General features: G+C 73.2%; 8 protein-coding genes. 2 read left to right on the forward strand and 6 right to left on the reverse strand.

Going from position 1 to position 14,196, the window contains the following annotated elements; all coding sequences use genetic code 11:
- Positions 1–461 precede the first annotated feature (461 nt).
- The 5 genes from BRM1_RS06690 to BRM1_RS06710 all read right to left on the reverse strand — a co-directional run bounded on the left by BRM1_RS06690 (position 462) and on the right by BRM1_RS06710 (position 7,779).
- Positions 462–1,592 (reverse strand): hypothetical protein, encoded by a 1,131-nt coding sequence (locus BRM1_RS06690; RefSeq protein WP_268529562.1) that lies wholly within the window; start codon positions 1,590–1,592, stop codon positions 462–464.
- Between the two features lie 78 nt (positions 1,593–1,670).
- Positions 1,671–3,182 carry a sensor histidine kinase gene (locus BRM1_RS06695; protein WP_268529563.1) on the reverse strand — a complete coding sequence of 504 codons (1,512 nt, stop codon included), beginning with the start codon at positions 3,180–3,182 and terminating at the stop codon, positions 1,671–1,673.
- Positions 3,175–3,903, reverse strand: coding sequence for a response regulator transcription factor (locus BRM1_RS06700; RefSeq protein WP_268529565.1), 729 nt, complete (start codon positions 3,901–3,903; stop codon positions 3,175–3,177). The genes BRM1_RS06695 and BRM1_RS06700 overlap by 8 nt, the downstream gene beginning before the upstream one ends.
- Positions 3,904–3,947: 44 nt before the next feature.
- The gene (locus BRM1_RS06705; RefSeq protein WP_268529567.1) at positions 3,948–6,281 is read right to left on the reverse strand and encodes a glycosyltransferase family 39 protein; all 2,334 of its coding nucleotides are present in this window, start codon (positions 6,279–6,281) and stop codon (positions 3,948–3,950) included.
- 10 nt (positions 6,282–6,291) lie between these two features.
- A complete protein-coding gene (locus BRM1_RS06710) occupies positions 6,292–7,779 on the reverse strand; it encodes a glycosyltransferase (RefSeq protein ID WP_268529570.1) in 1,488 nt (495 codons plus the stop codon).
- A gap of 176 nt (positions 7,780–7,955) precedes the next feature.
- Here BRM1_RS06710 and BRM1_RS06715 point away from each other — a divergent pair, with 176 nt between their 5' ends.
- Positions 7,956–8,915: a DUF1707 SHOCT-like domain-containing protein gene (locus tag BRM1_RS06715; protein ID WP_160951934.1), complete on the forward strand. Its 960-nt coding sequence runs from the start codon at positions 7,956–7,958 to the stop codon at positions 8,913–8,915.
- Between the two features lie 145 nt (positions 8,916–9,060).
- On the forward strand, positions 9,061–10,086 hold the full coding sequence (locus tag BRM1_RS06720; RefSeq protein WP_268529572.1) for a 6-phosphofructokinase: 1,026 nt from the start codon (positions 9,061–9,063) through the stop codon (positions 10,084–10,086).
- 155 nt (positions 10,087–10,241) lie between these two features.
- On the opposite strand, the gene BRM1_RS06725 is transcribed toward BRM1_RS06720, so the two are convergent.
- Complete coding sequence (locus tag BRM1_RS06725) at positions 10,242–14,120, reverse strand: DNA-directed RNA polymerase subunit beta' (protein WP_326958504.1); 3,879 nt, start codon at positions 14,118–14,120, stop codon at positions 10,242–10,244.
- Positions 14,121–14,196: the final 76 nt, after the last annotated feature.

Below are 14,196 nucleotides of genomic sequence, written 5' to 3' on the forward strand. Positions count from 1 at the left end.
CACCCGAGGTCGGGTGTGTCGGAAGGAGCGAACTCCTGCCGACGCGGAACTCCGCGCGGTCGGCGTGCGCACGGGGCGATTCGCCCATCGGGCTTCGCGGCACCGGGCCGATCGCTCGATTGCGCGCACGCGGACATGGCTGATGTCAATCAGTCATCGTCCAGCGTAGACGGGGATCGGCGCGCGGTCAAAATGCTTGGGGCACGGTGCGCGCCGCGCCGGGCTCGTCCGCGCCCGGTCCGCATCGGGTGCGCATCCGGTCCGCGGTCGGCCGCGGGGGCGCAGCCTCTGGGTGCTCGAACGCCGGAGTGGCGGCCCCTATTCCCGGCCCGTCGGCGCCTGCCCGTGCCTGCTGTGCCCGTCCGGAGGCGCGGGCGGGCCCGGGCGCTCCGCGTGATCGGAGGGCCCGGGCCCCTGGGGTTCCCGCCGGCGCCGGCCGGCGGGACGGCTCCCGCGTGCGGTCAGGCCACCGCGGTGCCGAGGTTCGCTGCGTCCGCGAGGTTCGCACCCGCCTGCGCCGTGGCGGTCTGAGCCGCCGAGGCGCCGGTCTGGTCGGCGCTCGCGGCGCCGTCCTGCGTACCGGAGGAGTCCTGGCCGTCAGAACCGCCCTGCGCACCCGTGCCGCTCTGGCTGCTGGACGAGTCGTCCCCGCTCGAGGAATCCTGGCCGCCGGGAGCGCCGGGCACCTGCTGGCCGCCGGCGGCACCGGAGCCCGCCCCGGAGTCGGCGCCGGTGCCGGAGTCGGCGCCGCCCTGGGCATCCGTCCCCGAGCCGTCCTGGGAACCGGAGCCGTCCTGGGAGCCGCCGGGCATCCCGCCCTGGCCGCCGCCCGGCATTCCACCGCCGCGGCCGCCGGGGCCCTGCCGACTGAAGCCGGAGTCCGCGCCGCTCGCGTGGCCGGCCGCCGCGCCGATCGCACCGCCCGCCGCCCCGCCCACGACGAAGAGCGCGGCTCCGGCCGCAATGGCCGGGAGCATGGGGACGGTGCGCTTGCGCTTGGGCCGGCCCTGGGCCGGCAGCCCGGCCGCACCGTAGGGGCCGGGCTGGCCGAATGGGCCGGGCTCCCCGGGGGCACCGGCCGCGCCGTACCCACCGGTCGCGCCGAACCCGCCGTCCTCACCGGCACCGCCCTGGGCGTAGGCGCCCTGCGGGGCGCTCCCGCTTGCAGTGCCGGGGCCCGCCGCGGCGCCGTAGCCGGCGATGCCGTCCGCGCCTGCCCCGGCCGTGTGGGCTTCGGGGCCGCCGGACGTGCCGCGGCCGCGCTGCTCACCGTAGGCAGCACCCGAGGCGCCGTGCGCGAGGCGGCCGGCTCCCCCGTCCCCGCCGAACTCTCCCGCGTCTGCAGGCGCGGAACCGCTGGGGGCGCCGGAGGCCGCCGAGGCGAACCCGCCCGCGCCTTCCCCGTGACCCGTGCCTTCCCCATTGCCCGTGCGTGGCCCGTAGCCCGCGCCTTCCCAGTCGCGAGCGGTGCCCGCGGCCGGCTGCGCGCGGGTGGGCGCCTCGTCCGCGGTGGGCTGCACCCGCGTGGGCTCTTCGCGGTGGCCGTCGAAGTAGGGCTGTGCGTCGTCGTATCGGTTGTTCGAGTCGCTCACTGTCGTCTCCTCGTGTGCGTCGGTTCCTCGTGTGGGACCCACTCTGGACGCGCAACCTAGAGCACCGGGCAGGCGGAGCTATGCCGCGGCTGTGAAGCGGAGCGCGAAGACGGTGCCGCGGTCCTCCCCCGCGTCGCGCGAGACCACGGAGATGTCGCCGCCCATGGCGCCCATGAGCGCCTTGGCGATCGCCAGGCCGAGGCCGCTCGAACCGCCCGCTGCCTGCGCGCTGCTCGAGCGGGCGCGGTCGGCGCCCGCGCGCACGAACCGGTCGAAGACCCGGTCGACGATCTCCGGGGCGATCCCCGGCCCGTCATCGGCGATCCGCACCACGGCCCACGGGCCCTCGTAGGCCGCGCTGGCCGTCACGGTGGTGCCGGGAGGGGTGTGCACGCGGGCATTGGCGACCACGTTGGCGATGACCTGCACCGCCCGGGCCGGCACCGCCATCCCCATGACCGGCTCGGCCTGCAGGTCGAGGGCGAACTGGTGCTCGCGGGCCGTGACGTGCGCATCGTCGACGATCTCGAGGAGCAGGGCGGAGAGGTCCACGGGCTCTGGCTCGACGGGCTCGCGCCCCGCGTCGAGGCGGGCCAGCAGCAGCAGGTCGTCGACGAGGCCGGTCATCCGCACGGCCCCCGCGTCGATGCGCTCGAGGGCCTGCGCCACCTGGGGAGGGGAGTCCGGGCGCAGCGGCTTCGTGAGGTCCGCGTAGCCGCGGATCGTCGCGAGCGGCGTGCGCAGCTCGTGCGAGGCATCGGCGACGAACCGGCGGACCTGGAGCTCGCTGTCGTAGCGCGCCTGGAGGGCCGCGTCGACGTGGTCGAGCATGTGGTTGACCGCCGAGCCCACGTCGCCCACCTCGGTGCCGGGCTGCGAGAGGTCATCCGGCACGCGGGTGCGCAGCGCGGACTCGCCCTGCTCGAGTTCGAGGCGCGAGACCTCGGCGGCGGTCTGCGCCACCCGGCGCAGGGGCAGCAGGGCCCGGGAGATGAGCAGCCCGGCGAGCACCGCCGCGGCGGCCACGCCGATGACGACGACGAGCGCGGTGCGCCACAGCGTGGCGCCCATGGCCGCGTTGACGCCCGTCTGGGGGATCCCGTAGACGACGCGCATGCCGGAGGCCTCGACCGCCACCACGCGGTAGTCGCCCAGGCCCGCCAGGCGCACCGTGCGCGGCTCGCCGTCCGGGGAGACGCCGATGAGCCCCCGCAGGGTCTGCGCGTCGAGGGACTCGGAGGCGCCGCGGCCGGCGCGGGCGATCTGGCCCTGCACCGTGCTGCCGTCCGTCACCGCGGCGATCGTGCCGTCGCCCTGGCCGGGCAGCGACAGGAAGCGCAGGGGGTCCTGGAACGGGTGGCGGCCGGCGTCGCCGCCGCGGGGCGAGGCCTGGGCGCGCGCGGACAGCTGCTCGAGCTGGCCGTCGAGGTCGTCCATGAGCGAGCCGCGCACGGCGAGCACCGCCGCGGCGCCGATGCCCACGCCGATGACGGCGAGGATGGCGACGGTGGTGATGATGAGCCGGGCGCGCAGCGTCACGCGTCGGCGCGGCCGCGCGGGCGCCTGCGCGGCCACCCCCGGCTCAGTCATCCGCGGCGCGGAGCATGTAGCCGGCGCCCCGCTTGGTGGTGAGCAGCGCCGGGCGGTCGGGGAACGGCGCGTCGATCTTCTTGCGCAGATAGGAGATGTAGAGCTCGACGATGTTGCCGTTGCCCCCGAAGTCGTAGTCCCACACGCGGTCGAGGATCTGGGACTTCGACAGCACCACGCGCGGATTGCGCATGAAGAGCAGCAGCACCTCGTACTCGCGGGCCGTGAGCTCGATCGGCGTGCCGCCGCGGGCCACGTCGTGGCTGTCCTCGTCCAGGGTGAGGTCGCCCACCGTGAGCACCGAGGTCTTCTCTGGCACCGGCGCCGAGCCGCGGCGCAGGCGCGCCGCCACCCGGGCGATGACCTCGTCGAGGTTGAACGGCTTCGTCACGTAGTCGTCCCCGCCCAGCCGCAGGCCGGTGAGGCGGTCGTCGACGCCGTCGCGCGCGGAGAGGAACACGACGGGGGTGTCGATGCCCTCGGCGCGCAGCTTCTCGAGCACCGCGAAGCCGTCGAGGTCGGGCAGCATGACGTCGAGGATGATCGCATCGAACGCCTCCGCGCGCGCCGCGCGCACGGCCTCGCGGCCCGTGCCCACCGCGGTGGGCTGCCATCCCTGCACCGTGCAGGCCATCGCGAGCAGCTCGGCGAGGTTGGCCTCGTCGTCGACGACGAGGATCCGCATGGGGGTGCCGTCCGGGTGCTCGAGGTTGGCGCTCATGGGCTCATTATCCACGGTCGCCGCGGCCGCCGCCCGCCCGCCGCTCACGACTGCGCTCCCGCGCTCAGGTCGTAGACGACGGTGCCGTCGACGGTGGTGGAGGAGAAGTTCGCCGCCACCCAGTCGGCGATCTGGCCCGCGGCCGAATCGTCGGACGCCATGGACTGCCCCGCGATGTAGTAGTGGATCTCGCCCTCCGCCACGTACTGCTGGAACTGCGCGAGCGTGGGCGCTGGATCGGTGCCGTTGAACCCGCCGATCGCCATGACCGGCGAGCGCGCAGCCAGTTGGTAGCCGGCCGCGCTGTTCGCACCGGTCGTCGCCGCGATCCACGTGTAGTCGCCGCTGTTCGCCGACAGGTGGGCCGTGAGCTCCGCGCTGGGCTCGGAGCCGCTCAGCAGCCCGCCCACGCCGCCGGGTCCGCCCTGGGAGCGGCCGCCCTGGGATGCCTGGCCCCCCTTCGCGGTCTGACCGCCCTGGGAGTTTTGGCCGCCCTGGGAGTTCTGGCCGCCCTGCGAGGTCTGGCCGGGTGGTGTGCCCGTCCGGCCGCCGCCGCCCTGTCCGCCCCCGCCGCCGGGGCCGCCGCCCATGCCGCCCGTGCCCGCCACGGAGACGAGCGAGCCGGTCGCGGCCGAGCCGATCGTATTGGCGGTCAGCACCGCGGGCGCGGCCAGCCCCGTCAGGAGCGCTGCGGCGAGCGCTCCGGCTGCCAGCGTGCGCCGCAGCCGCGGGCCGGCCAGGCTCGCGACGATGAGCGCGAGCGCCCCGGCGACGCCCACGATGAGGACGCCCCAGCGCAGCCACTCCGGCACACCCGAGACATCCGCCAGGAGCCAGAACTGCCAGCCGCCGGTGATCGCGAGGACCGCGGCGAGTGCGGGCAGCGTCCACACGCGGCGGCGGGCCAGGAGGGCGGGCGCGCCGATGGCGATGACCGCGGCGATCGCGGGCACGAGCGCCACCGTGTAGTAGCTGTGCACGATGCCGCTCATGTAGCTCAGCGTCAGCCACGTCACGACCAGCCAACCGCCCCACGCTAAGAGCGCAGCGCGCAGCTGGGGATCGCCCGCGGCGCGCGGCAGCCGCGGGGCAGCGGCCCGCTCCGGTCGCGCCTCGGCTGCCCGCCCACGGCCGGTGACGTGCTCGGCGGGCGGGGTGTGGGCCGGGGCCGGGGAACGGCCCGGCAGCGCCGGGCGGGTCCGCCGCGCGGCGCGGTCCTGCAGGCCGGCGACCGCGAGGAGGACGAGGAGTGCGAGGGCCGCGGGCAGCAGCCAGGCGATCTGCGTGGCGTACTCACCGGTGAGGAGCCGGGCGATGCCCGTCGTGCCCCAGCCGCCGCCCATGCCCCCGCCCACGGAGCCCTCCTCGTCGCCCGTGAGCCGCCCCAGGCCGTTGTAGCCGAAGGTGAGCTCGAGGAAGGAGTTCGTCTGCGAACCGCCGACGTAGGGGCGCAGGGAGGCCTGCAGCAGCTCGACGAGCGCGATCCACCAGCCGGTGGAGACGATGAGGCCTGCGAGCGGCCAGCCCAGGCTCGCGATACGGCGGCGCAGCGGCAGGCGCGCCGCGACGAGCCATGCGGCGACGAGCCCCGGCGCGATGAGCAGCACCTGGAGCTGCTTGGTGAGGAACCCCAGGCCCAGCGCCACGCCGGCGAGCACGAGCCAGAGGGCCGGTGTGCCCAGCGCCCGGCGCACGAGAGGTGCGCGCCGCGAACCGGCCGCGCGCAGCTCGGGGTTCGCGGGCTCGGCACGTGCGGACTCGGCGCGAGCCGACTCGGCACGGCCGGCGTCGGCGCGTGCGAGCTGGGCGCGGACCGCCTGCTGGGTGGCGAGCACGGCCGCGGCCATGAGCGCCACGAGCAGGGCATCCGGGTTGTTGAAGCGGAACATGAGCGCCGCGACGGGGCTGAGGGCGAAGATGAGCCCCGCGCCCAGCGCTGCCCAGCGCGCGGGCGCGGTGCCGGCCCTGGCCTCGAGCGCCACCCGCACCGAGCGGGCGAGCATGAGCATGGTCAGCCCGGCGAGGATGACCTGCGGCGCGAGGATCTGCACACTGCCCAGCCCGAACAGCCGGACGCTGAGCTCCATGAGCCACAGCGCGGCCGGTGGCTTGTCGACGGTGATGGCGTTCGCGGCGTCCGACGAGCCGAAGAGGAACGCCTCCCAGCTCTGGCTGCCGGCCTGGACCGCAGCGGAGTAGAACGCGTTGGCCCACCCGTTCGCCGCCAGGTTGAGGAGGTACGCGCCGACCGTGCCGAGGGCCAGCACTGCGAGCGCAATGCCGTACCAGCGGGTGGCGAGGAAGCCCGCGGCGCGGGAGCGGTACGGGACAAGCCTGCCACCCGGGGTGCGGGCGGGGGCCGCGTGATCGTTCTTCATCTGCAGCATCTCAGGCCTCCCGGTCCTGTGCGCCCGGTCCCGTCGCCGTGCGCCCATCCGCGCCCGAGGCGCCGGCCTGGCGGGCGCGGACCTGTGCCTCGGCCTCGCGGCTGGGATCGGCGAGCGCGGCGCGCACGCGGGCCAGGACGCTGCCGCGCCGCCGGCCCGGGCGGACGGCATCGGCGAAGACCCACAGCCGCTGCAGCGCGAAGCGGACGACCGTGGCCAGCACGTTTGCGCCGGTGACGGCGACGAGTACCCAGATCGTAGGCTGCCCCGCGGTCAGTGCGATGGCCGCGGAGGTCAGCGCCCAGCACAGGGCGAACACCGCGAGCCCCTTGATGTGGTGGCCCAGGGTGTTGCGCGGGTTCTGCGCCCCGAACGAGTAGCGGCGGTTGAGCGCGGTGTTGAGGATCGCCGAGCCCAGCAGCGCCGTGAGATTCGCGGCCCCCAGCGGCATGAGGTGGCCGAGGACCAGGAAGCCCAGCGAGTAGACGACCGTGCAGAGGATGCCGACGTCGACGAAGTGGAGGAGCTGGGTGCCCGTGTTCGGCACGGCGGGCGGGCGCCCCACGAGGGCCGCGATCCGCTCGAGCGGGACCGTGTTGCGGCGCAGCTCGCGGCGCATCCGCCACATCCCGTGCAGGTCGTCGAGGGCCGTGCGGACCACGTCGACGGAGGAATCCGGGTCATCGGTCCAGTCGGCGGCGAATTCGTGGATGCGCAGGCCCGACCACTGCGCGAGCGTGAGGACCTCCGTGTCGAAGAACCAGCCCGTGTCCTCCACATGGGGCAGGACGGCATCCGCGGCGCGCCGCGACATCGCCTTGAACCCGCACTGCGCGTCCGAGTAGTCGACGTCGAGGAACCCGCGCAGCAGGCGGTTGTAGCAGCGCGAGATGATCTCCCGCTTGGCCCCGCGCTCCACCCGGGCGTCGCGGCGCAGGCGCGAGGCGATGGCCACGTCGCTGTGCCCGCTCGCGAGGACCGCGATCATGGGATCGAGCAGGCGGACATCCGTGGCGAGGTCGACGTCCGTGTACGCGACGACGTCCGCGCTCGAATCGGACCACACCTGCTTGAGCGCCCGGCCGCGCCCCTTGAGCCCCAGGCGCACCCAGCGCACCCGCTCGCGGCTGGTGGCGAGGTGGGAGGCCAGGACGGGGGTGTCGTCCGTGCTCGCGTTGTCCGCGATGACGATGGTCACCGCGTGGGGTGAGTGCGCGGTCGCGGCGAGGAGCCGGTCGACACTGGCGACGAGCTGGGCCTCCTCGTTGAAGACCGGCACCACGAGGTCGACGGTGGTCGCGGTCCGGGGCGCGCCCGGGGCCGGATCCTGTGCCGGACCGGGCCGCCGTGCCGGTGCGCCCGCCCATCGTGGGCCGGAGGTGTCGCCGCGTGCCGCGGGATCCCGCGCCGCGCCGCTCGTGGGGGCGGCATCCGGCGCATCGAAATCGGGCTGCTGGCGTTCGAGGTGGGTATCGCGCGTCGTCTTCATGCCGCTCAGTACAGTCCGGTGGCTTAGGGCGGCTGTGGGGCGCAGCTATGCCGGGGCTGTGAGTGGGCGGCCGGCGGCGCGGGGATGCTGGGCGGGAGCGCAGTGCGGTCCATCCCCGCAGCCGGGTGGGCACGGTGGCACCGGCACGCGGAGCCGGGCCTTCGTAGGATGGGACCATGGCGACTGAGAATCCCGATTCCCCCGGCACCGCCGCAGCGCGCGAGCCGGATACTCCGGCCGGCGGCAGCGCGGCAGAGCCCGAGCGCGCCGGGCAGGGCGACTCCGCGACCGAGCGCTCCCAGCAGGACGGTGCCGTGCCCGAGCCCACCGAGCGGGGCGATGCCGAACCCGAGCGCGCCGAGCGAGGCGATGCTGAACCCGAGCGCGCCGTAGGGGGCGACCCTGCGCCCGCCGGTGACGCGGCGGCGCGGCGGGTGCGCGCCTCGGACGCGGACCGCGACGCGGTGCTCGCCGTGCTGGGACAGGCCCACGCGCACGGCCGGCTGGACGCCGGGGAGTTCGACGAGCGCCAGTCCGCGGTGCTGGGGGCGAGGTTCGTCCACGAGCTCATCGCCCCCATCGACGACGTGCCCGAGGGCGATGGCCTCGCCGCGGACATGCGCGCCACCGTGGGGCTCCCCGCGGCTCAGGGCCCTGCGGTTCCGGGCACTGCGATTCAGGGCGCTGCAGCTCAGGGCACCGCGCCCCGCGGCGCAGCGACGGGCGCACCGGCGGTGCAGGGGCCCGGTACCGTGCAGGGCCGCGCGGGCGCGGGAGCGCACTCCACCTCGGTCGCCGTGCTGTCGGGCTCCACCACCCACGTGCCGGAGGGCGAGACCAGCCGGCGCGCCTATGCGGTCATGGCCGGAGACGACATCTACCTGGCCGAAGCCATGGGCCCCGGTGTCGAGTACGTCCTCGACTGCTACGCCCTCATGGCCGGCCACGACATCTACGTGCCCCCGGGCGTGCGGATCATCGACCGGACGGTCAACATCCTGGCCGGCAGCGACGTCCACCCGGAGGCCAAGGGCGATGGCTCCAACGGCACGCTCGTGCTCAAGGGCGTGAGCATCATGGCGGGCCACGACATCCGCCTCGACGAGGCCGCCGCACTGCCGCCGGCCCGGTCCTAGGCCCTCCCCCGGCGCTCAGCCCGACCCGGCCGCATGGGGCCCGCGGCCCGGCGCTCAGCACGTATGCTCGCAGGAGGCACCCGCCGTGGCCCAACCGCCCGCGCATCGCACCTGGGACCCCGTGGACTCAACGCAAAGGACGCACATGAACATCGGCATCCTCACCTCCGGCGGCGACTGCCCGGGCCTCAACGCGGTGATCCGCGGGGCCGTGCGCAAGGGCGTGCGCTCGGAGCACATGACGTTCAGCGGCATCCGCGACGGGTGGCGCGGGCTGCTCGAGGACGACATCGCCCCGCTGACCACCCACGACGTGCGCGGCATCTCCGGGCGCGGCGGCACAATCCTCGGCACCTCGCGCACCCACCCGTACTCGCAGGGCGGGCCCGAGCAGATGAAGCGCGTCATGGCCGCGCGCGGGATCGACGCGATCATCGCGATCGGCGGCGAGGGGACGCTCGCCGGCGCGGCGCGCCTGGTCCGCGACGACGGCCTGCCGGTGGTGGGCGTGCCCAAGACCATCGACAACGACCTGGACAACACGGACTACACGTTCGGCTTCGACACGGCCGCGGAGATCGCCACCGAGGCCATCGACCGGCTGCGCACCACCGCCGAATCGCACCACCGCTGCATGGTCGTCGAGGTCATGGGCCGCAACGTGGGCTGGATCGCGCTGCACTCGGGCATGGCCGGGGGCGCCCACGCGATCCTCATCCCCGAGTTCCCCGTGGACTACGAGCAGATCTACGCGTGGGTGCGCTCCGCCCACGACCGCGGCCGCGCCCCGCTCGTCGTCGTCTCCGAGGGCTTCATGCCCGCGGGCGCCGACGAGCAGGTCGCCGACAAGGGCCGCGACCGCGACGGGCGGATCCGCCTGGGCGGCATCGGCAACCACCTGGCGCCCATGATCGAGGACGCCACCGGCATCGAGACGCGCTCGACGCTGCTGGGCCACCTGCAGCGCGGCGGCCAGCCCACCGCCTACGACCGCGTGCTGGCCACCCGCCTGGGCATGGCCGCGGTGGACCTCGCCGCCAACGGGAGCTGGGGCCAGATGGCCAGCCTGAGCGGCACGGACATCGTCTCCGTCTCCATGGAGTCCGCGGTGGACAAGCTCAAGCTCGTCCCTCAGCAGCGCTGGGATGAGGTGCAGGTGCTGCTCGGATAGGCCGTTTCGGCGCAGGCACACCGGGTGCGCCCGCGCACCGGGCACAACCGTGCGCCGCGCGCCCCACCGGACAGGCGAGAGGGCCCCGCCTCCACGTGAGTGGAGGCGGGGCCCTCGGGCTGCCGGGGCCGGCGCGGCGGCCGGCCCCGGGCGGATCAGACGCCGGAGAAGCCCCCGAAGTCGTAGTCCTCGAGCGCGATCGCCGAGCCCTCGCCGGCCAGCGCCGGGTAGAAGTCGCCGTAGGAGTTGTTGAACATCTCCGCCTTCGCCTCCTCCGTGGGCTCCACGACCATGTCGCGGAACTTGTGCATGCCCGTGCCCGCCGGGATGAGCTTGCCCAGGATGACGTTCTCCTTGAGGCCCAGCAGCGGGTCGGACTTGCCCTCCATCGCAGCCTCGGTGAGCACGCGCGTCGTCTCCTGGAACGATGCGGCCGACAGCCACGAGTCCGTGGCCAGCGACGCCTTCGTGATGCCCATGAGCTCATCGCGGGCGCTGGCGGGCGTGCCGCCCTCGGCCACGACGCGGCGGTTCTCCGCCTGGTACCGGCCGCGGTCCACCAGCTCGCCCGGCAGCAGGTTCGTGTCGCCGGACTCGATGACCGTCACGCGGCGCAGCATCTGGCGCACGATGACCTCGATGTGCTTGTCGTGGATGCCCACGCCCTGCGAGCGGTAGACCTTCTGCACCTCGTCGACGAGGAAGCGCTCGGCCTCCCGGCGACCGCGGATGCGCAGCACCTGCTTGGGGTCGACCGCACCGGCCACGAGCTTGTCTCCCGCGGTGATGTGCTGGCCGTCCTCGACGAGCAGCTGCGAGCGGCGGCCCACGGCGTGCTCGATCTCCTCGGCGCCGTCGTCCGGGACGACGATGACGAAGCGCGTCTTGCGGCTGTCGTCGATCTTCACCCGGCCGGTGGCCTCGGCGATGGGCGCGAAGCCCTTGGGCGTGCGCGCCTCGAACAGCTCAGTGACGCGCGGCAGGCCCTGCGTGATGTCGCCCCCGCCGCCGGCGGCCACGCCGCCGGTGTGGAAGGTGCGCATTGTCAGCTGCGTGCCGGGCTCGCCGATCGACTGCGCCGCGACGGTGCCGATCGCCTCGCCGATGTCCACGAGCTTGCCCGTGGCCATCGAGCGGCCGTAGTGCATCGCGGAGATCTGCACGTCCGAATCGGCGGTGAGCACCGAGTGGACCTTGACCTCGCGGATGCCCGCGGCGACGAGCCGGTCCACGACGTCCGCGTTGATGTCCGTCTTGGCCTCGACGACGACGTTGCCGTCCGCGTCGAGGACATCGCTGACGAGCAGGCGGCCGTAGACGCTGGTCTCCACGTACTCGTGGGGCTCGAGGCCGCCGTCGGCGGTCTCCTGCGCCACGGGCAGCGTGATGCCCTTGTTCGAGTCCGTCTCCTCCGTGCGCACGATGACGTCCTGCGACACATCGACGAGGCGTCGGGTCAGGTAGCCCGAGTCCGCCGTGCGCAGCGCGGTGTCGGCCAGGCCCTTGCGGGCGCCGTGGCTGGCGATGAAGTACTCGAGCACCGAGAGGCCCTCGCGGTAGTTCGACTTGATGGGACGCGGGATGATCTCGCCCTTGGGGTTCGTCACCAGGCCGCGCATGCCCGCGAGCTGCCGGACCTGGGTCCAGTTGCCCGAGGCGCCGGATTCGACGAGGCGCAGCACCGAGTTCTCCTCGGGGAAGTTGTGCTGCATGGCCTCGGCGACCTCGTCCGTCGTGTCCGACCAGATCTTCACGAGCTCCGAGCGGCGCTCATCGTCCGTGAGCGCGCCGAAGTCGAACTGGTCCTGGACCTTCGCCGCCTGGTCCTCAGCCGCGGAGAGCATGGACTCCTTGACGGCCGGGGACACGATGTCGGACATCGCGACCGTGAGGCCGGAGCGGGTCGCCCAGTAGAAGCCGGTGGCCTTGAAGTTGTCGAGGGTCGCGGCGACGTCGACCTTGGGGTACAGGTCGGCGAGGCGGTTGACGATCTTCGACAGCGTCTTCTTGTCCACCGTGCGGTTGACGTAGCGGTAGTCCGCCGGCAGCGTCTCGTTGAACAGCGCGCGGCCCAGCGTGGTCTGCACGACCAGCGGATCACCCGGCGCCCAGCCGGCCGGGACCTCGAGGTCCTTGCCCGGGACCACGTCGCCGATGCGGATCTTGCACTCGGCGCCCAGGTCCAGCTCCCCGCGGTCGAAGGCCATGATGGCCTCCGCGATCGAGCCGAACTCGCGGCCGATGCCGGGGACATCCGTGCGCTGCGACGTCAGGTGGTAGATGCCGATGATCATGTCCTGGCTGGGCATGGTCACGGGCTTGCCGTCGGAGGGCTTGAGGATGTTGTTCGCGGACAGCATGAGGATGCGGGCCTCGGCCTGCGCCTCGGTGCCCAGCGGCAGGTGCACGGCCATCTGGTCGCCGTCGAAGTCGGCGTTGAACGCCGAGCAGACGAGCGGGTGGATCTGGATGGCCTTGCCCTCGATGAGCTGCGGCTCAAACGCCTGGATGCCCAGGCGGTGCAGGGTGGGCGCGCGGTTGAGCAGCACCGGGTGCTCGGTGATGACCTCTTCGAGGACATCCCACACCTGGGGGTGCTGGCGCTCGACCATGCGCTTGGCGGACTTGATGTTCTGCGCGTGGTTGAGGTCCACGAGCCGCTTCATGACGAACGGCTTGAACAGCTCGAGCGCCATGGTCTTCGGCAGGCCGGCCTGGTGCAGCTTGAGCTGCGGGCCGACGACGATGACCGAGCGGCCCGAGTAGTCCACGCGCTTGCCGAGCAGGTTCTGGCGGAACCGGCCCTGCTTGCCCTTGAGCATGTCGGACAGCGACTTGAGCGGGCGGTTGCCCGGCCCGGTGACCGGGCGGCCGCGGCGGCCGTTGTCGAACAGCGAGTCCACGGCCTCCTGGAGCATCCGCTTCTCGTTGTTGACGATGATCTCCGGGGCGCCCAGGTCGAGCAGGCGCTTGAGGCGGTTGTTGCGGTTGATGACGCGGCGGTACAGGTCGTTGAGGTCGGAGGTCGCGAAGCGGCCGCCGTCCAGCTGGACCATGGGGCGCAGCTCCGGCGGGATCACCGGAATCGCGTCGAGCACCATGCCCTCGGGCGAGTTGTCCGTGGTCATGAACGCGTTGACGACCTTGAGGCGCTTGAGCGCGCGGGTCTTGCGCTGGCCCTTGCCGGTCTTGATGAGCTCGCGCAGGGCCTCGGACTCGGCGTCCAGGTCGAAGTCCTGCAGGCGCTTCTGGATCGCCTCGGCGCCCATGGCACCGGTGAAGTAGATGCCGAAGCGCTCGACCATGTCGCGGTAGAGCTGCTCATCGCCCTCGAGGTCGGAGACCTTGAGGCCCTTGAAGCGGTCCCACACCTTCTCGATGCGGTCGAGCTCGCGATCCGCACTGCGGCGCAGATTGCCCATCTCCTTCTCCGCCTGCGCCTCGAGCTTCTTCTTGGCGGCGGCGGTGGCACCGTCGGCCTCGAGGGCCTTGAGGTCCTCCTCGAGCTTCTTGGCGCGGCGGTCGACGTCCGCGTCGCGGCGGTCGACGATGCGCTTCTTCTCCACGTCGATCTGGTTCTGCAGCGTGGGCAGGTCGCGGTGGCGCGACTCCTCGTCGACCGAGGTGATCATGTAGGCGGCGAAGTAGATGACCTTCTCGAGGTCCTTCGGCGCCAGGTCGAGCAGGTAGCCCAGACGGCTGGGCACGCCCTTGAAGTACCAGATGTGGGTGACCGGGGCGGCGAGCTCGATGTGGCCCATCCGCTCGCGGCGCACCTTGGCGCGGGTCACCTCGACGCCGCAGCGCTCGCAGATGATGCCCTTGAAGCGCACGCGCTTGTACTTGCCGCAGTAGCACTCCCAATCGCGAGTCGGTCCGAAGATCTTCTCGCAGAAGAGGCCGTCCTTCTCCGGCTTCAAGGTGCGGTAGTTGATGGTCTCGGGCTTCTTGACCTCGCCGTACGACCAGCGGCGGATGTCTTCGGCGGTCGCCAGGCCGATGCGCAGCTCATCAAAGAAATTGACGTCAGGCACGTAGAACCTCTTTCTCATTGACGGCCTCGGGGCCGTCGTAAATCTCAGGTGAGTTCGGGTTTGCTGGTGTCAGCGG

The organism is Brevibacterium sp. BRM-1, from assembly GCF_026802075.1.
Taxonomy (GTDB): Bacteria; Actinomycetota; Actinomycetes; order Actinomycetales; family Brevibacteriaceae; genus Brevibacterium; species Brevibacterium rongguiense.

Coding starts and splice junctions, on each gene's coding strand:
- BRM1_RS06695 (WP_268529563.1), bottom strand. CDS start 3,182: ATGACTGAGCCGGGGGTGGCCGCGCAGGCGCCCGCGCGGCCGCGCCGA.
- BRM1_RS06700 (WP_268529565.1), bottom strand. CDS start 3,903: ATGAGCGCCAACCTCGAGCACCCGGACGGCACCCCCATGCGGATCCTC.
- BRM1_RS06705 (WP_268529567.1), bottom strand. CDS start 6,281: ATGAAGAACGATCACGCGGCCCCCGCCCGCACCCCGGGTGGCAGGCTT.
- BRM1_RS06710 (WP_268529570.1), bottom strand. CDS start 7,779: ATGAAGACGACGCGCGATACCCACCTCGAACGCCAGCAGCCCGATTTC.
- BRM1_RS06715 (WP_160951934.1), top strand. CDS start 7,956: ATGGCGACTGAGAATCCCGATTCCCCCGGCACCGCCGCAGCGCGCGAG.
- BRM1_RS06720 (WP_268529572.1), top strand. CDS start 9,061: ATGAACATCGGCATCCTCACCTCCGGCGGCGACTGCCCGGGCCTCAAC.